The organism is Serratia marcescens (assembly GCF_006715005.1).
Lineage (GTDB): Bacteria > Pseudomonadota > Gammaproteobacteria > Enterobacterales > Enterobacteriaceae > Serratia > Serratia montpellierensis.
The window spans coordinates 1,099,615-1,121,071 of sequence record NZ_VFMJ01000001.1 but is presented as its reverse complement, the minus strand read 5'-3'; the positions used below and the strand labels follow the sequence as shown (position 1 = coordinate 1,121,071).

At 51.0% G+C, this 21,457-nt stretch carries 17 protein-coding genes, 1 tRNA gene and 3 pseudogenes; 8 read left to right on the top strand and 13 right to left on the bottom strand.

Features of this window, described 5'->3' with window-relative positions; translation table 11 throughout:
- Positions 1–111: 111 nt before the first annotated feature.
- The 3 genes from FHU12_RS05350 to FHU12_RS05340 all read left to right on the top strand — a co-directional run bounded on the left by FHU12_RS05350 (position 112) and on the right by FHU12_RS05340 (position 5,002).
- Positions 112–831, top strand: coding sequence for a cytolytic delta-endotoxin (insecticidal protein) (locus tag FHU12_RS05350; RefSeq protein WP_141967878.1), 720 nt, complete (start codon positions 112–114; stop codon positions 829–831).
- 265 nt (positions 832–1,096) lie between these two features.
- Positions 1,097–3,400: a phosphatidylglycerol--membrane-oligosaccharide glycerophosphotransferase gene (gene opgB, locus FHU12_RS05345; protein ID WP_141967876.1), complete on the top strand. Its 2,304-nt coding sequence runs from the start codon at positions 1,097–1,099 to the stop codon at positions 3,398–3,400.
- Between the two features lie 138 nt (positions 3,401–3,538).
- The gene (locus tag FHU12_RS05340) at positions 3,539–5,002 is read left to right on the top strand and encodes an AMP nucleosidase (protein ID WP_141967874.1); all 1,464 of its coding nucleotides are present in this window, start codon (positions 3,539–3,541) and stop codon (positions 5,000–5,002) included.
- A gap of 36 nt (positions 5,003–5,038) precedes the next feature.
- Here FHU12_RS05340 and nac read toward each other — a convergent pair whose 3' ends face one another.
- A complete protein-coding gene (gene nac, locus FHU12_RS05335) occupies positions 5,039–5,962 on the bottom strand; it encodes a nitrogen assimilation transcriptional regulator NAC (RefSeq protein ID WP_141967872.1) in 924 nt (307 codons plus the stop codon).
- Positions 5,963–6,300: 338 nt separating this feature from the next.
- Between nac and FHU12_RS05330 the strand changes: the two genes are divergently transcribed.
- Both FHU12_RS05330 and FHU12_RS05325 read left to right on the top strand, forming a co-directional pair.
- Positions 6,301–6,376: transfer RNA gene (locus FHU12_RS05330), tRNA-Asn, on the top strand.
- A 161-nt stretch (positions 6,377–6,537) separates the two neighbouring features.
- Positions 6,538–6,990: pseudogene (locus FHU12_RS05325) on the top strand (tyrosine-type recombinase/integrase); the annotation flags it as partial.
- Between the two features lie 680 nt (positions 6,991–7,670).
- Here the strand turns inward: FHU12_RS05325 and FHU12_RS05320 are convergent.
- Positions 7,671–8,429: a restriction endonuclease gene (locus tag FHU12_RS05320; RefSeq protein ID WP_141967870.1), complete on the bottom strand. Its 759-nt coding sequence runs from the start codon at positions 8,427–8,429 to the stop codon at positions 7,671–7,673.
- 387 nt (positions 8,430–8,816) lie between these two features.
- On the opposite strand from FHU12_RS05320, the pseudogene FHU12_RS05315 reads away from it, so the two are divergent.
- A pseudogene (locus tag FHU12_RS05315) lies at positions 8,817–9,923 on the top strand (IS3 family transposase).
- Positions 9,924–10,019: 96 nt separating this feature from the next.
- On the opposite strand, the pseudogene FHU12_RS05310 reads toward FHU12_RS05315, so the two are convergent.
- The 8 genes and pseudogenes from FHU12_RS05310 to FHU12_RS05270 all read right to left on the bottom strand — a co-directional run.
- Positions 10,020–10,175 (bottom strand): annotated as a pseudogene (locus tag FHU12_RS05310) (transposase); the annotation flags it as partial.
- A 340-nt stretch (positions 10,176–10,515) separates the two neighbouring features.
- On the bottom strand, positions 10,516–12,900 hold the full coding sequence (locus FHU12_RS05305) for an AAA family ATPase (protein WP_141967868.1): 2,385 nt from the start codon (positions 12,898–12,900) through the stop codon (positions 10,516–10,518).
- Positions 12,884–13,609, bottom strand: coding sequence for an ABC-three component system middle component 1 (locus FHU12_RS05300; RefSeq protein ID WP_141967866.1), 726 nt, complete (start codon positions 13,607–13,609; stop codon positions 12,884–12,886). The genes FHU12_RS05305 and FHU12_RS05300 overlap by 17 nt, the downstream gene beginning before the upstream one ends.
- The gene (locus FHU12_RS05295) at positions 13,606–15,036 is read right to left on the bottom strand and encodes an ABC-three component system protein (protein WP_141967865.1); all 1,431 of its coding nucleotides are present in this window, start codon (positions 15,034–15,036) and stop codon (positions 13,606–13,608) included. The genes FHU12_RS05300 and FHU12_RS05295 overlap by 4 nt, the downstream gene beginning before the upstream one ends.
- Before the next feature lie 245 nt (positions 15,037–15,281).
- The gene (locus FHU12_RS05290; RefSeq protein WP_141967863.1) at positions 15,282–15,869 is read right to left on the bottom strand and encodes a hypothetical protein; all 588 of its coding nucleotides are present in this window, start codon (positions 15,867–15,869) and stop codon (positions 15,282–15,284) included.
- A complete protein-coding gene (locus tag FHU12_RS05285) occupies positions 15,859–16,575 on the bottom strand; it encodes a hypothetical protein (RefSeq protein ID WP_141967861.1) in 717 nt (238 codons plus the stop codon). The genes FHU12_RS05290 and FHU12_RS05285 overlap by 11 nt, the downstream gene beginning before the upstream one ends.
- Before the next feature lie 422 nt (positions 16,576–16,997).
- The gene (locus FHU12_RS05275) at positions 16,998–17,438 is read right to left on the bottom strand and encodes a DMT family transporter (protein ID WP_043143187.1); all 441 of its coding nucleotides are present in this window, start codon (positions 17,436–17,438) and stop codon (positions 16,998–17,000) included.
- 17 nt (positions 17,439–17,455) lie between these two features.
- Entirely contained in the window at positions 17,456–17,974 is a 519-nt protein-coding gene (locus tag FHU12_RS05270) for a GNAT family N-acetyltransferase (RefSeq protein WP_049207143.1), read from the bottom strand.
- Between the two features lie 38 nt (positions 17,975–18,012).
- On the opposite strand from FHU12_RS05270, the gene FHU12_RS05265 reads away from it, so the two are divergent.
- The gene (locus FHU12_RS05265) at positions 18,013–18,582 is read left to right on the top strand and encodes a helix-turn-helix domain-containing protein (RefSeq protein WP_141967859.1); all 570 of its coding nucleotides are present in this window, start codon (positions 18,013–18,015) and stop codon (positions 18,580–18,582) included.
- Positions 18,583–18,595: 13 nt separating this feature from the next.
- On the opposite strand, the gene FHU12_RS05260 is transcribed toward FHU12_RS05265, so the two are convergent.
- The 3 genes from FHU12_RS05260 to FHU12_RS05250 all read right to left on the bottom strand — a co-directional run bounded on the left by FHU12_RS05260 (position 18,596) and on the right by FHU12_RS05250 (position 20,573).
- A complete protein-coding gene (locus FHU12_RS05260; RefSeq protein ID WP_025303414.1) occupies positions 18,596–18,889 on the bottom strand; it encodes a DUF2623 family protein in 294 nt (97 codons plus the stop codon).
- 130 nt (positions 18,890–19,019) lie between these two features.
- On the bottom strand, positions 19,020–19,607 hold the full coding sequence (locus FHU12_RS05255; protein ID WP_033635168.1) for a nitroreductase family protein: 588 nt from the start codon (positions 19,605–19,607) through the stop codon (positions 19,020–19,022).
- A 69-nt stretch (positions 19,608–19,676) separates the two neighbouring features.
- On the bottom strand, positions 19,677–20,573 hold the full coding sequence (locus FHU12_RS05250; RefSeq protein WP_141967857.1) for a LysR substrate-binding domain-containing protein: 897 nt from the start codon (positions 20,571–20,573) through the stop codon (positions 19,677–19,679).
- Between the two features lie 115 nt (positions 20,574–20,688).
- Between FHU12_RS05250 and FHU12_RS05245 the strand changes: the two genes are divergently transcribed.
- Positions 20,689–21,324 (top strand): flavodoxin family protein, encoded by a 636-nt coding sequence (locus FHU12_RS05245; protein WP_141967855.1) that lies wholly within the window; start codon positions 20,689–20,691, stop codon positions 21,322–21,324.
- Positions 21,325–21,457: the final 133 nt, after the last annotated feature.

Genomic DNA, 21,457 nt, shown 5'->3' with positions numbered 1-21,457 from the left:
TCTCCCGCTCCGATGCTGAAAAATCAATAAATCCGTGAAGTTGAAAATAGAGAGTATCCGTTTCACGAAATATTTCGTGAAACCATCAACCCTATACGAGAGGAAATCAACATGTTGGATAAAAAGAAAGCCTCAATCAGCAGCCCGGTAATAACCAAAAACCTGTTTATTCGGTTGGTTGCCGATGATAATAATTTCGACAATATCATTTCAATTACCGACCCGTCCGTTTTAATTCTGGCATTGAAAACGGCGGCCCTTTTCCAGGGCGCGCTGGTTCCCGCCGAAAACAACTCGCTACGATTCGATGTGCAGAAAGCCATGGAGCTGGTCAACCAAAACCCAGAGCTTTCAGTCACTAATTATACCGACATTAAAAAAGAAACGTCTGACTCAAGAACCTCCGTCATGACCGACATGGTGCTGTCGACGATCAAAACGGTTCTGGGCATCGTATTGGCTCCCGCCCCGGCCCAACAGCTTCAATCAGCCATTGAGGGCGCCTACGTCGGGCTGGACGAAACCAAAGACAGCGCCTGGATCTTCTGGGAGAAGAAAAAAGACACGAAAACCACTTACCAATACAATATTACTTTCTCTGTCGAAGCCGGCCCGACCGGGCTGGTGCTGTTAACCTGCCCGATGGGGTTAACCATTGAAGTCAATAAAGAATATGAGCGGGTGCTCTTTATCACCTTAACAGACAAAGAATCCTACTCCTGCCGCATCCAGGCGCTGACGACGGCCCAGTTGGCCAAACCCGCCGCTAAAAACGCCGAAGCCGCAGAAGTGCTCAGCGTCCTGATCGGCGACGGCCCGCGCCGCGTCTAATAAAATCGCACTCGCCGCCTTTACCTTCGTAAAGCGGCCGCCAGCCCGCAGAGCACGCTCTGGCGGGCTTTTCGCTTTTTTTACCCCGCGAAGCCTCTATAATGGGGGCAATGTCACAATATCGTCATAGAGCAAGGCATTCCCGGCGCATATCGCGGCGTCGTCGCATTGACCCTGTCGCATTCAACACGCTATATAGCGTTATCTGACGGTGCAAGCCGTCATGACGGTCACGTTTTTCTCCCCTCCAGACAAGGTTCGACGGATGGTTTCTGCAGTAGTGTCGTTTGTGCTTTTCTTCGCATCGATTTTGATTTATCGCACCCGGGCCGCCGCCAACCGCTGGTGGTTCGCCATTTTGCTGACGCTGCTCGGCAGCTATCTGGTGCTGAACGTCATCCTGATCGCCAGCAACTACTTCACCGGCGACGGCATCACCGACGCGGTGATTTACACCGTCACCAGCAGCCTCAAAGGTGCGGGCATCAGCAAATACGTGCTGCCGTTTATCGGCCTGCTGGCGGGGTTGGGGCTTATCTTCGCGGTGCTGGCCCGCAGCCTGCTGCGCCGCAAGGCCAAAGGCAGCAGCGTGGCCTACAGCGTCGTCGCCGTGCTGCTGGCGCTGTTTTCGGTCGGCACCACCCCGGCGTTTCAGGACATCTCGCTGCTGGTCAAGAGCCAGATCGTCGGCGATACCGCCGATTTCACCACCTACTACAAGGCGCCGAAAAAGACCGTGCAGGGCAAACGGCCGAACCTGGTGTACATCTATGCCGAGAGCCTGGAGCGCACCTACTTCAACACCGAGCTGTTTCCCGGCCTGGCCGACGAGCTGAACGCCCTGCGCACGGACAGCATCGATTTCAGCAACACCCAGCAGTTGCCGGGCACCGGGTACACCATCGCCGGCATGGTCGCCTCGCAGTGCGGCATTCCGCTGTTCGCCCCCTTCGACGGCAACGCCTCCAGCGCGGTCTCCACCTTCTACCCGGAGAACGTCTGCCTGGGCGACGTGCTGAAGGCCGCCGGCTACAGCAACTATTTCTATCAGGGCGCCGAGCTGGCGTTCGCCGGTAAAGACACCTTCCTGAAATCCCACGGCTTCGACCACGTTTATGGCTTCAAAGAGCTGCGCGATCGGGTCGCCGATCCGAGCTACAAAAACGACTGGGGCTGGTACGACGACAGCGTGCTGGACGTGGTATACGGCAAGTTCGTCGAGCTGTCCAAACAGCGCCAACCCTTCTCGCTGTTTACCCTGACCGTCGATACCCATCACCCGGACGGCTTTATCTCCGCCGGCTGCAGCAAGAGAAGTTACGCCTGGCAGAACAAGGAAAACCGCTCGCTGAGCGCGGTGGCCTGCAGCCAGCAACACATCGCCGCGCTGATCGACAAGATCAAACGCTCGCCCTATTTCAACAACACCGTGATCGTGGTGTCCTCCGATCATCTGGCGATGAACAACACCGCCTACGATATCCTGACCAAACAGAAGCGCCGCAACCTGTTCTTTATCATCGACGGCACCCGGCCACTGGCGGAACAGCGCAACGAGAAACGCAGCACGCTGGACAACGGCGCCACGGTGCTGGACGTGATGGGCGGCGACAACTACATCGGCCTCGGCCGCAGCAGCCTGTCGGCGCCGTCGCTGTCTACGGTGTTCCTGAACATCGAAGAGAAAATCAACGGCTGGAAACCGGCGGTGATCAACCAGTGGGGCCTGCCGAACCGCATCAGCGACTACAGCGTGGATACGCGCCAGCGTAGCTTCAGCTTCTCCGGCGTCACCTACAAGGTGCCGTTCATCCTGCGGGTGGGCGATAACCGTATCGAACCGATGTTCAACGTCTACCTCTCCACCCCGCTGCGCAAGCAGCTGGCCGGACTGGGGGCGGGAGAGAAATTCGTCTGGGTCGATAAATGCTACGAGATCGGCCGGGTCTGGGCGCCGAAACTGGCGCTGAGCACCGACATCTGCGTGGCCTCCGGCACCCTGGCCTCGCCGCCGCAGATCGTGCAGGCCAGCGGCGAACGCTTCCGCGGTAAGGTGAACTTTACCGCCCCGGCGGCGGACAGCGTCGCCGATTACCAAAACGCCGTCGCTCGCCTGCAGGTGGACGACGCGGCGATGAAGTACCAGGCGGACAGCATCGAGTTCATGCTGCCCGGCCTGCCGGAGCAGGTGAAGGCCATCACCGGCGTTTCCGGCGTCGAGGAGTGGGGCCGCTGGTCCGACGCCAACCTGGCGCCGGCGGTCGACATCGATTACGTCGACCCGCTGCCGAAGACCTTCGTTCTGGTGCTGCGCGCCCGCGCCTACGGCAACAACGTCGGCGAACCGATTTCGGTGCGCGTCGGCGACGAAGAGCGTTTCGTGTCGCTCGGCGAACAGGACAGCACCGTCACCCTGCGCTTCGACAACCCGCACGGCGCGCAGAAGATCAGCATTACCCCGCCGGCCCCCACCGAGCCGAAAGAGAGCGCCAGCGGCGGCTTCACGCCGAAGAAGCTGGGCATCGGGCTGGTGTCGCTGAAGGTCGAAGCGGCAAGCCCCGCCTCCTGACCCCCGGCACGCTACGGGCGCGGCGTTTTCTTTGCCGCGCCCGTCATTTCGACCAAGCTTTTACGCCCTTCTTCGGCTAACCTGTGACGGTAAAACGCCGCAGCCCCGCCACAGAGCCGGGACATCCAAGGAGAAAGTATGAGCTATGCCCCACCTCGCAGCGGCCTCAGCGCCGATCAGGCACTCGATCAACTGGAAGCCCTGTATGACGCCGCGGTAGACGCGCTGCGTCAGGCGGTCAGCGACTTTATCAGCCACGGCACGTTGCCGGATGCGCAGGCGCGCGCCGCCGGGCTGTTCGTGTATCCCGAGCTGCGTGTCAGCTGGGACGGGCAGCAATCCGGCCCGAACAAAACCCGCGCCTTCGGCCGCTTTACCCATCCCGGCAGCTACAGCACCACCGTGACCCGGCCGCAGCTGTTCCGCCACTATCTGGCCGAACAGCTGGCGATGCTGGAGCACGATTACGCCGCCCATATCGAAGTGGCGCCGTCGCAGCAGGAGATCCCGTTCCCTTACGTGATCGACGGTTCCAGCCTGGCGCTCGATCGCTCAATGAGCGCCGGCATCGCGCAGCATTTCCCCACCACCGAGCTGGCGCAGATCGGTGACGAGACCGCCGACGGCCTGTATCACGCCACCGACAACCATTTCCCGCTGTCGCATTTCGATGCGCTGCGCGCGGATTTCTCGCTGGCGCGTCTGCGGCACTACACCGGCACGCCGGTGGAGCATTTCCAGCCGTTCGTGCTGTTCACCAACTACACCCGCTATGTGGATGAGTTCGTGCGCTGGGCCTGCGCGCAGATCGCCGATCCGGCCAGCCCGTATATCGCACTCTCCAGCGCCGGCGGCACCTACATCACGCCGGAAACCAGCGCGCCCGAGCAGGCGGTGTCCGATCTGGCGTGGAAAAACCACCAGATGCCGGCCTATCACCTGATCTCGCGTACCGGCCAGGGCATCACGCTGATTAACATCGGCGTCGGCCCGTCCAACGCCAAAACCATCTGCGATCACCTGGCGGTGCTGCGCCCGAGCGCCTGGCTGATGATCGGCCACTGCGGCGGCCTGCGCGAAAGCCAGAAGATCGGCGACTATGTGCTGGCCCACGCCTATCTGCGCGACGATCACGTGCTGGATGCGGTGCTGCCGCCGGATATCCCGATCCCGAGCATCGCCGAGGTGCAGCGCGCCCTGTACGACGCCACCAAGATGGTCAGCGGCATGCCTGGTGAAGAAGTCAAACAGCGTTTGCGCACCGGCACCGTGGTCACCACCGACGATCGCAACTGGGAGCTGCGCTATTCCGCTTCGGCGCGGCGTTTCAACCTTAGCCGCGCGGTGGCGGTCGACATGGAGAGCGCCACCATCGCCGCCCAGGGTTACCGCTTCCGGGTGCCGTACGGCACGCTGCTGTGCGTCTCCGACAAACCGCTGCACGGCGAAATAAAACTGCCGGGCCAGGCCAACCGCTTCTACGAAGGGGCGATCTCCGAGCACCTGCAGATCGGCATCTGCGCCATCGATCTGCTGCGCGCCGAGGGCGATCGCCTGCACTCGCGCAAGCTGCGCACCTTCAACGAACCGCCGTTCCGGTAACGGTGCTCAGGCCCGCTGCGGCGGGCCGTTTTTTCCTCAACGCACCAGCGCCAGCGCGCGTTTCTCCTGGCTGCGGCCGCCGGCGATCGACAGCAGCAGGTCTTTCACCAGCAGCGCCGGGGCGGACAGCGCCTGTTGGCCCGACATGCACAGCGCCAGCGGCACCGACATCGTCGGCGCATTGATGCGCGCCATCCAGGCCTTGGCCGGGCCGATCATCGCGCGCGCCACCGACTCCGGCAGCACGGTCGCCCCCAGCCCGCCGGCGATCGCGGCGCTCAGCGCGCCCGAGGATTCGATCTCTCCCACCACGTTGACAGCCAGCTTGCGCAGCGCCATCGCCTCCTCCAGCTGGTTACGCACTGCATCGCCCTCGCGCGGCAGGAACAGGTTCAGCCGCGCCACGTCCAGCAGATCGACGCTGTTGCCGGGATGCGGCACCGCGCGCGTCGCCACCAGATAGAGATCTTCCCGCATCAATGCGATGGCGTGTAGACCGGCGGGCATTTTGGCGCCGTAGACCATCGCCATGTCCAGCGTCTGGTTAGCCACCTGCCCGGCCAGCGCCGCACCGCTGTTTTCATGCAGGCTAAGCAGGATGCCCGGTTGCTGATCGCGCAGGCTCTGCAGCAGCGGCAGCGCCAGCTGCGCCGCGGTGCTGCCCGACGCCAGCCCGAGAGACACCTGGCCACTCATCGCCTGCCCGGCACTGTTGACCGCGCTCTGCGCCTGCTCGCACTGGCGCAGAATGGTCTGCGCGTGGGCATAGAGAATATTGCCGGCCTCGGTCGGCTGTACGCCGCGCTTGGTGCGGATCAGCAGCTGTTGTTTCAGCTCCCCCTCCAGCGTCGCCAGCTGCTGGCTGAGCGCCGGCTGGGCGATGTGCAACACCTCCGCCGCCTGGGTCAGGCTGCCGATATCGACGATTTTCACGAAGTACTTCAGACGTCTGAAATTCATAGTGCCTCCAGCGAGCCGCTAAATTGAGAATGCCGAAATCCGGTCATGCAATCACAGCAAGATCCAGGCCAGAGTCGGTAAACGGCCGTGGAAGCGGGGTACAAGGCGGTAAATGGCCGTTCGCCGGGCGGCGCGCGCCACCGTGCAGGGCAGGCGTTGCACCATCGGCAGGCAAATGCGCCAAACAACGGGCCATCCGGGGGCGCTGCGCGCGGGATAAGCGACAAAAGCGAGAAAAAGCAGCAGGTTGGGCAATCTTGCAGCAAACGGACGCGTCGGGCGTTTTCGCGCTTTACAAGCCGCAACCGCCCCGCTATTATTCGCCCCGTTCACACGATTCCTCTGTAGTTCAGTCGGTAGAACGGCGGACTGTTAATCCGTATGTCACTGGTTCGAGTCCAGTCAGAGGAGCCATATTTATGTTTTCATGCATCTTCACGAATCTTTATACGATTTAGATTCAACAAGTTAGCGTGAAAAGTCTTCCCGATGCATTTTCATTTCCCCCTCCGCATCGGGCAAGATTGGTGGTCTGATTTGGGGTCATTTCAGTTCGATTATGGAGTGACCACCATATGTCTCTGAACGACACTAAAATCCGTAGTTTAAAACCATCCGCTAAACCTTTCAAAGTTTCCGATTCTCATGGACTGTACCTTTTAGTCAATCCAGGCGGTTCACGTCTCTGGTATCTCAAATATCGTTTCAATGGTAAAGAATCCCGCCTCGGCTTAGGTGCCTATCCCGATGTTTCTCTGGCTTACGCTCGTCAGCAACGTGATGGTATACGCAAGCTGCTAACGCAGAATATCAATCCATCACAGCAACGTATCGCAGAGAAAGCTGCCCGCTCACCGGAAAAAACACTTAAGCACGTTGCAATGAGCTGGCATATAAGCAACAGAACATGGTCAGAGAACCACGCCTCCCGTCTGCTTGCCAGCATGAACAATCATATTTTTCCTGTGATTGGACACTTGCCAGTAGCTGAACTGAAACCTCGTCACTTTATCGACCTGCTGAAAGGCAAATTGTCATGGTTTTTTCTCCGTCAGTGTGTTTTTTTCGTCTTCGTATCGCCTGACGGTTCGCTTTCCCGGCATCGTTCTGTCCTGCAAGGGCGCAGCATGCGTGCCATTTACCCTTGCGGGACGGGTTGTGTTGGGAAACGATTAACCGGAAGCCGATACAGGAAAGAAAAACTCACAGGAGAAAAATCCTATGACCAGCTCCTGCATAGCCGGGCGTAGCGCCCCTTACTTCGCAGTGGTAAGTAGATTGGTGGTGTTGAATGGGGATTTGCACTGGTGTAGGTGTGCGTATGCTCTATTGGTGGACGAGACGTTACTCCGGCCCTGTTATTTCAACTATATTTATACAAATTGAACACAAGGAAGAGATAGTATCTCCTTATTGAAAATAACCTGCTAATAGCAAATTAATTCATTGCCAGTTACATCCACCCAAAAAACTTAATACAACAGAGTAATTAAACAGGCTAAGCTATATTCAATCACATCTCGTTAACTAATTCTGGCTTGTTACTTACTGGCATGTTTTTTAATTTAAAGCAAACTTATTTTTTGCACTCTGCAGCCTAAAAAATCCTCTTAAGATACATGTTTAATGTAAAATGACTTTCTTTTTTCAAACACCCATATAATAGGGGTGCGCATCAACAAATTGGCAAAGATTGAGATCAAAGAATCTAGAAAAAATCTTCTACACGGTAAGTAAAGGTAGCACCAGTTAAGATATCCTGAACATTAGCCATTACTTTTGTAGCTTGAAGAATACCGCCAAATTCAAATGACTTAGTCAGTATTTCATAATGAATTTCGTGTAATTTAATTGACACATCTGAATTGATTCGAATATAAGCATCGTCTATCACTTTGCTTACCCACCCTTCACCTTCGTGACAGGAAGTAACCTCCCTAACAAATTCATCAACCGTACTAATATAATCACCATTCGCTTGATGTAGTATTAAATCACCAGCTTGCCCATTCTTTAAAATATATTTCCACTCACGTAATTGCTCATCCGTTGTGATGACAGGATCAGGACAAATCAGAATATCATTAACTCGAGTAATACCAAACTCAAGTGTTTCCCCAGGTGATGCTTCAAACGTGACTTTTAATAATTTCACATCTGGTCTACTTTTTGCAGCTTCAATTACTCCGGACTGGAAGCCTACAGTTGTTACAAGTACTCCCCTTGCTTTTAAAGCATCCATATTATAAACAAGTTGCCTGAAACAATTTAAGTCTGCTGCCTTATTATAGTTCTTACATTCAACTAGAGTTAGAAAACTCACACCAGCAACATTATGCCTCCAGCAAACGTCAATCTGATTCCCACAAATGGTTTGGTTATGCAACACCTCTACATTTGGGTATGCTTTAGTTAAAGTTTGATAGAGCCTTTGCGTATACAATTCGTATTGTTTATCTTTATTCATATAAAATATGTCGATTTTAAAAAAAATTAATCACTATTCTCGCATAGAATCTCACATTTTTTCGAACTTTTCACACAAAAAATGAAGCATTTTAAGACAAAATACGTTGATCAATACGTTCCAAGTCAGTTGTTGGATAGCCTTAGAAGCGATATAGCCTCTGACGATCCAAAGGCATCAACACCGTGCTGTTTTTGTCCAGCCCGACAATTCTTTTGCGTAAGGGGAGACCTTCACTCTGCGGCAAACAATGCACGAGCTATATCTTCGATATTTCTCCCATAGCTTTGGCAGGATAATCTGCTTGTGACCCTGACCCAAAATCCTGCTCCATTCAGAAACAGAATTCCGGCATGATAATGACTCCCCTGAACGGAGGATGTACCGATGAAAAAGTCACGATTCACCGAAGAGCAGATTGTTTTTGCCCTGAGGCAGGCTGAACTGGGTACGTCAGTGCCGGACGTCTGTCGCAAGCTGGGCATTTCGGATGCCACTTTCTATACGTGGCGTAAAAATACGGCGGCATTTCTCCTTCTGAACTGAAGCATATGCGGCAACTGGAAGAGGAAAATCTACGACTGAAGAGGCTGGTTGCCGATCTGAGCCTCGGCAAGGCGATGCTGCAGGACGTGCTGGCAAAAAAGAGCTGACGCTGGCACGCCTGCGCGAATGGGTCAGGGATTTGCAAGCCCGCTACGGGGCCAGTGAGAGACAGGTCTGTTTTGCGCTGCGGGTCAGCCGCAGCTCGTTTCGATATCGTTCTGTGGCCGCCGACGACAGCGCACTGCGGCTACACATCCGTGAGATAACCGAAATCCGGGTTCATTACGGGTACCGCCGGGTACATGTGATGCTCAGGCGGGAAGGCTGGCGCGATAATCACAAAAGAATCTACCGCCTCTACTGTGAGCAGGGTCTGTCGCTGCGCCTCAAACGGCCAGGCCGCAATAAATCGGCCCAGCGCCGACAACCGCAGCCTCAGGGTCTGTATCCGAATCACGTCTGGGGCATGGATTTTGTCTCTGATGCGTTGTTTGACGGGCGACGGCTGCGCCTGCTGACGGTCATCGACCTGTACACCCGCGAATGCCTGGGGATCTGCGTGGGGCAGAATTTGCGTTCAACAGAAGTGGCAGAAATGCTGAACAGCATAGCGCTCAGACGTCCTTTACCTCAGTTGCTGAAAACCGATAATGGTTCTGAATTTGCAGGGAAAATGCTGGACAGATGGGTGTACGAAAGAGGCATCAGAATCGACTTCTCACGCCGGGAACACCGACGGACAATGCGACGGTGGAGTCCTTCAACGGCAGGTTACGGCAGGAATGCCTGAACGAAAACTGGTTCATGTCCCTGGAGGATGCACGGTGCAAAATCGAGGCCTGGCGCATACACTATAACCAGAGACGTCCCCATTCTGCACTGGGCTGGATGACGCCATCTGAATTTGCTGAAAAGTCTGCCGGTTGCCTGAATATGCAGCCAACATGAAGCCGGTTATTCATGATTATGACTGGAGCATATTCGGGGTCAGGGTCACCAACCGACATTACTAACTGAAGGTAATATCTAATCCTAGGGGCAGGTCACCTCACAATCCTTTATTCCACAGAGAATATAGATCGTCCTGTACAGCTCCTTACCCAGCTTATCTTTCAAGATCCTGAATCGGTACTTGGGCGTCCAGACTATGTGGTATTTGCAACGCCAATATACATGTGATGAACTCCTGTAAAGTACCATGTCAGTTTGTCTCCTTTTACTTGTGGAGAGTAAGCAGAGATATTCCGACATGGGCATTCTTCAGGCTATAGCCTTACAGGATCAATCACCACATCCCTAGGAGGTGGTTTAGGGATGACAATCAAAAAAGCATTCTGCTTTTTCTTAACACGATCCGTCGCCAGGAGCTAAGGTAGATTGAGAGTAGCATTGTAGCAAAACTAAGATTTACGAGATGGAAGAAAGACTCTAATTGCACTAATATTTGTTCGAATGGGCTGGTAACTCCGTTATTCCCCAGAAATTTCTGACATAATGAGTGACCGACTGAGGTCACTCATTTAATTTTATTTCCAATCCTTTAATTGTTGGTTTCGATGCTATTTCTATAGATGTATCTATTACTTGGAATGTATTCTTTTCTCTGCATTAGATTGACAATTTTAACACTTTCACCATGTTTAAGATATTTGTAAGCAAAGTATCTTGACACTTTATCTTCATGAGTGGAAAGTACTAACTGTTTCCCTTTGAAGTCATTCCTTAGCAACTCTATTAATGATGTCATATTTATATCATCCATTGTTTGAACTGGATCATCAATAAATATACTAGATAGCCTATTACAGTATACTTTATTTAGCGCTAAGGTTAGGGATATTACAATAGCAGATATTTGGCCAGAACTCATTGTGTTAAGAACATCATGATCACTTTTCCAATTAGACACTAACCTAACATTCTTCAGTTCATCTACTCCGGTTGGGTCTTTAATAAATATCCCCTTACCAAGGCCAGCCTGATGTGTTTGTAATATTTTCCCCGAATATATATAAAAAGGAATTTCGATATCTGTAATTAATTTCTTCCTATAACGTCTTATTTGTGTTCTTACAACATCAATAATATTACCAGTAGCATGCAATGCACGCTCTAACTTTTTCTCTTTTACTTTCAGTATTCCAAGTTCATCTATAACATTTCGTAATGAATCAAAGTACAAACCTTTTATATAGTTTTCTTTTTTCTCTAAATCATCCATTTTTATCTGATTCAAAAGATCTTGGTTACCGTTAAAATAGTCTACAAACATCCTTTCAAAAACTTTAGCAGCATCTGCTTCATAATAACCTTCAGGTACATTTCCAGTGGCTGAGATTATCCGTGATATCAAATTTTCTGCAGAGGATGAAACATGAGCTGTTCCTGTTTCAACAGGAAAATCTGTTATTAAAAGATCATTATACTCTATTCCCTCTGAATCAAACCAGTTTCTAAGTTTTTCTAATCGATCCTTTGCTAAGAATGCCTTATGAAGATTATGCATTTCCTCCTGTGTATAATATTTTTGCTTCGAAATATAATCTCTGCATGCATAAATTAATGGATCCAAATATGTTTTATTGAATACATCACGAGATTCCATGAGATCCTTTTCATTCCCGGAAAGCTCCATTCTAATTAACTGGGCATGTTCTGAGATGGCATGAATAAGAGAGTCATGGATTAGATAGTCATGCCCGCATAATGGGCATGCGCTTTCACTAGGAATTCTAATTATGTCTCTATACATAAGATCATGGTGTTTAATAATCTCAGAGTAAACAGTATTTATACCGACTACCTTAGACAATTTCGTTTCCAGTGAGGATAATGCCTCCAGAAATAAATTATGATTTTCCATTGATAAATTTGAATAAAGAGTTTTGATATCAACAAATTCTTTTATTTTTAAGACATCATAACTACTTAATATATCTAAACATCCTCTTACCTGTTCATGAATTTTATATTTTTCAGTTAGTTTTTCATAGTTTTTTTGCGAATGATAATACCCTATATATAAATTTATCAAATCTTTTTGATGTGCAGTATTTTCGATTGAACGACTTCTTGCAAAAAAAACTCGATACTTAGCTAAATTCTTTATGTTATTTACTTCTCGCAAAATGCTATTGAGTTTTTCTTCGGTTAGATCTGGAATTGTGCTCGCATCCCAGAATGGGGTTTTAGACTCATTGACTAACCATGGAAAAATTTCGAAATAGGGTTCAGCATTTCCAATCAATGCACTCGTACCATCATCAATTTTGTATAGTTCTTTAATACTAGATATTTTTGCTGAAACCTCCCTCTTCACAGAGCTTAGCTTATTCGAAACTTCATTCAACCTTTCTAAATGCTGATCTGACTCTCTTGTATCTCCAAATAATCTCGACAACTCTTCAGCTCTTTGTACCTCATTGTTATTTTTGAGAAAACTAGAGCTTTCCTCTTGCTGTACATAATGAAATAGCAGAAAATCTCGAGAAAAATCAATACTATCAAAATAATCATTTAAAATTGTTTCAGAAATCGGAGTTAATTCTCCATTTATGATTTCGTGCAACTCCCATAGTTCAGTAAACCTTGATATTTTCTTTGAGCCATTTAAAATTTTATTTTTAAGCTTTCTTTGGAAAGTTCTTATAATCCCATTAGAATCAATAAACTCAAGAATAATCTCAACAGCATGAGCTCCATTATGAGCAACAACAACATCATTAGGATTCTGTCTGTTTTCTAGAGAAATTAATCTAGAAATATTACCCGTTAATCCAAGTTCAATGGCATCAAATACAGATGTTTTTCCATATCCATTTGGGCCATCAAGTAAAACTAGATTACTATCGTTAAAATTAATAACGTATGGACTATGATCGAATATTTTAAAATTCTTAAGTGTTAACTTATTCAATTTGATCATTATCTTTATCCCATAGTTTGGAAAAAAAATCATAAAGATTATCACTTGTCCATTCTTCAACAGAAACCAATTTATCAAATAAAAGTTGCTGATCCGGAGAAAGATTTGTTTCAATTTCCTTCCTTAAATTAACCAATTCCTTTTCTTCAGTGCTATACGTTAGAAATGGTAGTTTAAGAAAAACTTTCATTAAAAGAGAGTAATAGCTATGGTTGTTTACACTCTCATTTTTAAACTTTATAAACGACTCACCATTGTTCTCATTGATTATACTTTTCAATGAGGCATTTGTCAGTTTCTCGATACCATTACCAGAGAGGTGCCTTTTTAATTCATTCAATTCATTATCTGAATAAATAATCATATTTTTTTTAAAATTATAAAGATCCTCTTCAATAGTCAGAGCGGTCAATCGATCAATGCCCTTTTCATTTTGACAAATAATTAAAGTACAATTTTTTTCAAAGTATTGTTCTACTTTTCCAGAGTTGTTAATTTCATCAAAAATAAATTGTGCTTTTTCTTCTAAATTTTGGTGTGTTTTTTCCATCAACTGTTCCGTTGATTGAAGTACGACAAAATATTCTTCTTTTTCAGTTGGACGTTCAGGATAAAATACGTAACAAAGCTCTCTTTCCAGAAGAGGCTTCATCTCTAACTTTATAAATCTATTGCTTTCGAAAATATTACCTATGATATCAATAATCATAATAAAGAATCCTTCGCTATTGAAATTGGTACTAAATTTATTATCCGCAAAGTTTCATTTTGCTTTCCTCTTGGGTCATCTCCTACTTCTACTGGTGCTTCGGCATTAGAACTCAATACTGGAGAGAATTGATGGTGTTTATTTCCATGGTATATCACGTTTCCAACTTCATAAAGCAGTTCATTCACGCCCGGATTTTTAATTATCTGATTCGCTATTTTTTCGGGAGACGTTATATCGAATATTGTTGTAGGCAAATAATTACCTTCAGGCGCAGCGGATATTCTATACGTAAATTTATGCCTTTCGATATCATGAACTGCGCGAGTGTGATCTATCAAATAAAATATTTTAGTTAAAACATTGCGAATCCCTTGGCCATCTACATCAAATGCATTTTCAATATTAGACGCATGCTCTAAATATGTATGTGGGGAAAAACTTCTATAATATGACCATAAATCCATAGCAGTTAATGAAAGCAAGTAGTCACGTGCAACAATAAGATTACAAACTTTATCCTCCGATGGGGATTTATAATCATCTTCATCAGCTATGAATTCATCTATTTTACTTGAGAAATAATTTTTAAATTTAAAGGCCAAATATCGCTTACTTATATTCTCACGGTCTTCAAGGATTAATTGAATAACATTTGAAAATGGAATGAATATTTTTTCATCTTCTTGTTTTTGTTCGTGACGCTTGATAACATACTCATCTATCATCCCAAGAAGGTAATGAAAAGTTCTGTCAGTCTGCACATCCGTGGTTGCTCTTCCCCGAGATTCCAAAAAAATTTTTATTTCATTTTTAATTTTAACACCTATTGAATCTAAGTCACAAAAATCGTTTCCATCATCATATAAATATGTTTCGAGCCTTACTAGAGCGTTATTTGTTCCATTATATATAGAGTCAATAATTGAATGAATTTCATCAGCTGTTTTATTACTTAAGGCTTCACGTAGGATAGAGGCAACCTTTGGAATACCACTATCCCCTGACACTGCTTTCTCAATCAATGAATTTCCGTTTCGAGGCATAGGTTCATATTGAGACAACAATATACAAAGATCATCTTTTATCGAGTCAATTAAAGTGGTGAATGACTTTTTGAAGCCTATTTTTTTCCATGTGTGAATAAAACCTTTCGAATCATGTTTTTTGTACAATGCTAAAGTGATTTCTAAAAGCGCATTGGAATAATTACTATAACTTGCCGAATTGTATGCTTTCACTTGATGTAAAGACTGATATACTCCAGCATTGAGAATTTCAAAATCCTCTATATTTTCAAGCATTAGGCGTCTACCAGAATGGTCAGTATCCGCGGGATGTTCATTTATAACTTTTAAAGTATGATAGAGAGCAACCTTTCCTTGATAGTTGAAGCCACTCCAAGAGGGGGACGCATCAAAAGCCATTTAAAGCTCCTTTAAGCCAAGTCTGTTTTTTTATATCTTACCAAAATAATCTTGATTTATTGTCTTAATCTATGGGATTTAATGTCCTACTTTGCCAGTTCCCAGTATTAGATACGATACTCAGATAGCAGTGTTGAACCTGACCCGCTCCTCATATGTGATCCATACATAATCAGTAATAACCAGCTTCTTAGACGAGCATTAAACCTAGTAGTAGATAGCATCAAAATTACTTGCGAGTACGGTTACTCTTTCCAAGGAACACGCCAAGTACTGCCATCTTGCTTGTCTATATATGGCCTACCGCCATTCTCATGTTCATCTGTCCGGAAACATCTTTTACCATCTTCGCAGAAGGCCCATTTCAGACTGGAATTATGGATCTGCTCATTAAGAGATGACAGTTCTGCCCGGCGTTGCTGAATCTCGTCCAGCGAAGGCATCAGAAATAAAAATGATGCGATAAAAACCAGTATCAATATGCACTGAGTGCCAAGAATATAGCACCAACATTTTAAATTGATGTTTTCTGCCGCTTTCTGATACTGTTCTGTTGCAATTTTAGCCGCATTATTTGCCTGTTGAAATTTGACACTCAGCAGATCGGCCGCTCGGTTGGCGGTTGTTTCCGCTGAAATATTTATTTTGTGGGAAACATCGTCTTCCAGCTTCTGTAGACGGGCGCTAATCTTGTTAGCAAAAGAAGCCAAAACCATTGTTGCTTCTCTAGCTTTCTCACCATCACGCTCTGCTGCCTCGCGCAGTTTTTCTGCTGCGTCAAAGAACAACTGAACATCACGATCCGTCAAGCGTATGTCCACGTTATCTCTCATATTCCCATCCTCGCTCCCTTCGCTGCTCTTTTTTCTCAAGCTCGCGTTCCAGTACTCTTTCCATTTTCAATTCCCTTTCCTGTCTGTAAGATATCCATTTTTGATAGGACATGTTCAGCGCCATTAGATCCTCCAAAGCAACAAATTCCATGTCACCACCTGTGCTCACAACCACGACAAGCGCGCCAGAACCTGTTTCTCCCGAACCCTGACACCAGCGCACAAGCTTCAGATAATCCTTCTCCAGTATATCCCGTTCATCGCTTCTCGACGAAATAACATTATCCGCCACGGATTCAATGAACCCCTCTAGAGCAAATGGCTTTTTCGCAGGTTTCTCTGCGTCGAATGCATCAATATAAGGAGAAAAAAATGCTTCTATCCCTTTCAAAGGAAGTGGTGTCGTTTCCACGTACCAGTGAACTCTGCGGGAGATAGCCAGCATTCCCTGCTGCTCTTGTATAGTCGGTAATAGTTTCCTGTACCGAGTAAGTTCCTTTTTAGAACGGTTCCCCTGTGCCTTGAACTCGATTAGACGCAATGTCCCTGGAAAATCGAGCAGAACATCACCTAGCGCCTTATCTTCCGGAGTCTGCTGCAACAAACTGACAGCCCCAGGAATATATCCTGATTTGAGCCGCCCCCCTATAGAAACGCCCAATCCATAAAGGAAATTACCAATGACCACGTTTTCATAAAGTTTCACGATCGTCCTTCCGCTGCTCATTAACCACGTAACATTTTTTCTCTCATGCATCTTTCCTATGAACAACTACACCCCTAAAGTTCTCTGCCTCATGGTGCCATATATTATTCAATTTTATCAAAGCATTATCGTAGAACTACAAAAGCAGCACTAGGGTTAACCCCCTAGTTACTCGTTCTGACGGCGCTTACTACTATATGAAACATCATTACCATGATCACTCCATGCAGTAGACTACTTAATACCAGATTTATGTAACCTACAACTATTGGTGGTCATTCTGGTGGTCTTGACAGGATGAATATTCAGGTTTAGCTTACTTATTAGCCAGTTACTGGCAAAGGCGATCCCAGTCAGAGGAGCCATATTTAGAGAAGCCCGCTCAGGGAAACCCGAGCGGGCTTTTTGCATTTCAGCCGTCGTCAAAAGCTGCGTTTCGCCACCAGATAGGCGCCCGCCACCAGCAGTAGGGCGCCGAACAGCGCCGGCAGATTCTCGCGCAGCGCCGCCGGGCCGGCGCGGTAGACGTCCACCAGCAGCCCCATGCACAGCTGGCTGGCGACCAGGATCGAGATGGTGGCCGCCGCGCCCAGTTTTTGGTAGCCCAGGATGCCGGCGAACACGAACAGCGATCCCAGCAGCCCCGGCAACAGCATCCACCACCTGGCGGCGCCGGTCACTTCCGCCACCGCGCCGAGGCCGTTTTTGGCCAGCAGCAACCCCACCAGCAACAGCAAACCGACGCTGGAGTTGATCACCAGCGTGATAAGGATGGTCGAGACGCTTTCGGTAATGCGCACCATCAGCAGATTCTGCACCACCAACCCCATCCCCGCCGCGATCAGCAGCAATAGCATATTCATCGCTCTGTCTCCCGGGATCAGCGCGCCGGCGGCGCCGCCCGCTCGTCGAGCGTCAGCTGCAGGAAAGTCAGATCCAGCCATTGGCCAAATTTGGCGCCCACCTGCTCCATGCGCCCCACCTCGCGGAACCCGAGCGCCAGGTGCAGCTGAATGGAGGCCTGATTGCCGGATTCGATGCCGGCCACCATCACATGCTTGCCGATCTCCCGCGCCCGTGCAATCAAGGCGATCAACAGCGCCTTGCCAATCCCGGCGCCGCGATGCGCCTGATGGACATACACCGAGTGTTCTACGGTATGGCGATAGCCGTCCCAGGCGCGCCAGTCGCCGAACGACGCGTAGCCGATCGCCTCGTCCGCGCCGTTCACCGCCACCAGCACCGGGTAGCCCGCCGCCTGCCGTTCGCCGATCCACGCCGCGCGATTGGCCGCATCCACGGTTTGTTCATTCCAGATGGCGGTGCTGTTCAACACCGCGTCGTTATAGATGGCGGCAATCGCCGCGCTATCGTTGAGCGTCGCATTTCGTATAATCATGGTTTACCCCAGCCAATTGTCCACTATAATACTACGATATGAATATTAAATTAGACAATCTAAATCAGCTGATCGGCGCACGCATTCGCATTGAACGCGAGGCGCGCCACTGGTCGCTGTCCGATCTGGCCGAACGGGCGGGCGTTTCACGGGCGATGGTGCACAAAATCGAGCGCGGCGAGAGCAGCCCGACGGCGATGCTGCTGGGCAGGCTGGCGGGAGCGTTCGGTCTCAGCATGTCCAAGCTGATCGCCCGGGCGGAAACGCAGGAAGGCCGGCTGCTGCGCCGGGAAGATCAACCGGTCTGGGTCGATCCGGAGAGCGGCTACGTGCGGCGCCACGTGTCGCCGCGCACCGATCTGCCGCTCGATCTGGTGCGTATCGAACTGCCGGCCGGCGCGACGATCCCGATGCCGGCTTCGGTGTATGCCTTTAAGCGCCAGCTGATCTGGGTGTTATCCGGTGAGCTGGTCTTTCTTGAGGGTGAGGCGCGCCATGAGATGGCCGAGGGAGACTGTCTGGAGCTCGGCCCACCGGCGGACTGCCGCTTTGAAAACCAGAGCGACCAACCGTGCGTGTATATGGTGGCGGTGCTGAGCGCCGCCTGACGCCCCGCCCGCGCTAGCCCTGCGCCGGTCGGTTATAGCCGGCGCGGAAAAACTTCTCCGCCAGCCGGCTGTCGCCGCCGGAAAAGAACTCGCTCATCGGCTCACTGCCAAGGCCATAGGCGCGGCTCAGCTGCCCGGCCTCGAACGCCGCCCGGTTCTCGTCGCCGCAGCGCTGCGCCAAATGGTGCGCATAGCCGAGCACAAAGCCTCGTTTGTAGTCGGAGCAAAAGCGCGACAGCTCCGCCTCCGGCTTCAGGTTCTCCGCCTTTAACCCCGCCAACAGCCCTTTGCCAAAATGATCCCCCACGGTTTTCTCCTCATCACGCAATCGCTATATAACAAAATATACAGCGAATGAGCGAACGAGAACATACTCCCTAAGTTTTACTCGCCGCATTAAAAAGGCCCGCCAAGCGGGCCTGAGGGAAAGCGGGCAATCACAGCGTGAAATTCAGCCCTTCGCTGACGGTCTTGCCCAGCGGCAGGCGGCCCGACGGCGCCTCTTTTTCCTGCAGGAAATCCGGCAGGCGGGCTTTGTCGCCCGGCTTGCCGATCGCCACCATGGCGTGCACCGCATAGTCGTCCGGCAGCTGCAGCGCCGCTTTGATCTTGTCGTGGTGAATGCCGCTCATGCAGTGGGTCAACCAGCCTTTCAGGTGCGCCTGATGCGCCAGGCTGGCCCAGGCAGCGCCGGTGTCGAACGCATGGGTCGGGTTGTCCACCAGCCGCTCGCCGTTCAGGCTGGTGGTTTTGGAGACGATCACCACCAGCGCCGAGGCGTGCTGTGCCCAGCCGCGGTTGAAGTCGATCAGGAATTCCAGGTAGTTCTCCCAGCTGTCGGAACCGTGCTTGCTGTAGGCAAAGCGCCACGGCTGAATGTTGTAGGCCGATGGCGACCAGCGCGCCGCTTCAAAAAAGCTCAGCAGCGTTTGATCGTCGATGGCGTCGTTGGCCATCGCGCGCGGCGACCAGCGTTCGATAAATTGCGCATCAATCGGGTAATCGGAGGTTCTTGGCTGGCTCATGATAGGTTCTCGCAGTGAAGTAAAAACAAAAGTTCGCTGATATTCCCACAGCTTAGGACGGTAAAACTTTTATTTCGTGCCATTGCCCTGCGGCAGCTCCTGCTGCAGCCAGGCGAGGAATGCCCTGACCGGCGGATGCCGTTCGCGCCCCGGCGCGCACAGCACGCTGTACGCGGCGCCCGGTACGCGCACCTCCGGCCGATACGCAACCAACAGACCGTTGTCCACCATATCGGACACCATCACCGAACTGGCGAGCACCAGCCCCTGCCCGGCCACCGCCGCCTGCAGGGCGTAATGCTCCTCATGATAGCTGCGCATCGCCGCATGACTCTGCCACCAGTCTACGCCGGCAGCCTGGCACCAGTCATGCCAGCCGCTGTCGTACAGCGCCGAATCTCCCCATTTGACGGTGATCAGCACCGGATTTTCCGGTTCGGCGGCGGCCAGCTCCGGCGCGGCGTAAACGCCAAAGCTTTCCTCCAGCCGCGCCGTCTGATGCAGCGCGGGATAGTGTGCGCGGCTGTAACGCACCGCCACGTCCACGCTGGCGTCCTGCTGCAGGTCGATCACCTCGGCGCAGGCCTCCAGGCGCACCAGATAGTGCGGGTACGCCTGGTAGAAACGCCCCAGGCGCGGCACCAGCCACAGCGCCGCGAAAGAGTGCGTGACCGAGACGCACAGCGATCCGGTGCTGGGCTGCGGCCGCAGACCCTCGAGCGTGGCGGCGACGTCCAGCAGCGCGCCGTGCACCCCGGCGAACAGCGTTTCTCCCTTCGGTGTCAGCCGCACGCCGCGCGGCACCCGCTCGAACAGCGCAAACCCCAACTGTTGCTCCAGCGCTTTGATCTGGTGCGAAATCGCCGTCGGCGTCACCGCCAGTTCGGCCGCCGCCAGCTTGAAACTGCGCAGGCGAGCGGCGGATTCAAAGGTGCGCAGTGCGTTGACGGGCAGCGTGGCGAACATGGCGAAACCTCTTGAGATGAGTTGAGTTCATCCTGGCAGAAAAGCCGTCATTTGTCGCCTGCCGGTGCTTGTTTCTAGAGTAGGACTGAATCCACTTCACACCGAGGAATATGACATGAATGCAACTCATCAATCCAAACGTCTGGTGGTGCTGGTCGGCAGCCCGCGCCGCGACGGCAACAGCGCCACGCTGGCGCAGGCGATCCTGGCGGGCGCCGCCGAAACCGGCACGTCCGCCAGCCTGCACTTTCTCGATGATTACCTGAGCGGTTTTCTGAGCGATGAACGCCATACGCCGCCACCGGGCGATCGCTACGCCGAGCTGTTCCTGGAGCACTTCCTGCCGGCCGACGGCGCGGTCTTTTGCACGCCAATTTACTGGTACGGCATGTCGGCGCAAACCAAGGCCTTTTTCGATCGCTCGTTCAGCTTCTATTCCAACGCCTACCCTCAGGCGGAACAGGTGCACCAGCGCATGAGCGGCAAGCGCATCGGGCTGGCGGTGGCGTCGGAAGAAACCTACCCCGGCGCGGCGCTGGGCATCGTGCATCAGCTCCAGGAGTTCAGCCGCTACACCCATTCCGCCTTCGTCGGCGTGGTGCACGGCGCCGGCAACCAGCGCGGCGAGATCGCCCGTGATCCGCGCAATCCGCTGCAGGCCGCCCGCGCGCTGGGGCGCGAGTTCTTCACTCGCCCCTATTCGGATTATCAGATGGACAGCCCGCGCAGTACGCAGGTCTGGGAGGAGTAAGCGCGGCGCCCGAAGGCAATTGCAAGCATAACGTTAGCATCTGTCGCAATCTGTTGCGGGCCATTGGCCTGCCGTGGCCGCGCTTGTATGATACGACGCGGCGCCAGACGGTGGCCACCGAACTCAAGCGGAA

What these genes read in the sequence shown, in the direction of transcription:
- FHU12_RS05350 (WP_141967878.1), top strand. Translation starts at nt 112, where the DNA reads ATGTTGGATAAAAAGAAAGCCTCAATCAGCAGCCCGGTAATAACCAAA.
- opgB (WP_141967876.1), top strand. Translation starts at nt 1,097, where the DNA reads ATGGTTTCTGCAGTAGTGTCGTTTGTGCTTTTCTTCGCATCGATTTTG.
- FHU12_RS05340 (WP_141967874.1), top strand. Translation starts at nt 3,539, where the DNA reads ATGAGCTATGCCCCACCTCGCAGCGGCCTCAGCGCCGATCAGGCACTC.
- nac (WP_141967872.1), bottom strand. Translation starts at nt 5,962, where the DNA reads ATGAATTTCAGACGTCTGAAGTACTTCGTGAAAATCGTCGATATCGGC.
- FHU12_RS05320 (WP_141967870.1), bottom strand. Translation starts at nt 8,429, where the DNA reads ATGAATAAAGATAAACAATACGAATTGTATACGCAAAGGCTCTATCAA.
- FHU12_RS05305 (WP_141967868.1), bottom strand. Translation starts at nt 12,900, where the DNA reads ATGATCAAATTGAATAAGTTAACACTTAAGAATTTTAAAATATTCGAT.
- FHU12_RS05300 (WP_141967866.1), bottom strand. Translation starts at nt 13,609, where the DNA reads ATGATTATTGATATCATAGGTAATATTTTCGAAAGCAATAGATTTATA.
- FHU12_RS05295 (WP_141967865.1), bottom strand. Translation starts at nt 15,036, where the DNA reads ATGGCTTTTGATGCGTCCCCCTCTTGGAGTGGCTTCAACTATCAAGGA.
- FHU12_RS05290 (WP_141967863.1), bottom strand. Translation starts at nt 15,869, where the DNA reads ATGAGAGATAACGTGGACATACGCTTGACGGATCGTGATGTTCAGTTG.
- FHU12_RS05275 (WP_043143187.1), bottom strand. Translation starts at nt 17,438, where the DNA reads ATGAATATGCTATTGCTGCTGATCGCGGCGGGGATGGGGTTGGTGGTG.
- FHU12_RS05270 (WP_049207143.1), bottom strand. Translation starts at nt 17,974, where the DNA reads ATGATTATACGAAATGCGACGCTCAACGATAGCGCGGCGATTGCCGCC.
- FHU12_RS05265 (WP_141967859.1), top strand. Translation starts at nt 18,013, where the DNA reads ATGAATATTAAATTAGACAATCTAAATCAGCTGATCGGCGCACGCATT.
- FHU12_RS05255 (WP_033635168.1), bottom strand. Translation starts at nt 19,607, where the DNA reads ATGAGCCAGCCAAGAACCTCCGATTACCCGATTGATGCGCAATTTATC.
- FHU12_RS05250 (WP_141967857.1), bottom strand. Translation starts at nt 20,573, where the DNA reads ATGTTCGCCACGCTGCCCGTCAACGCACTGCGCACCTTTGAATCCGCC.
- FHU12_RS05245 (WP_141967855.1), top strand. Translation starts at nt 20,689, where the DNA reads ATGAATGCAACTCATCAATCCAAACGTCTGGTGGTGCTGGTCGGCAGC.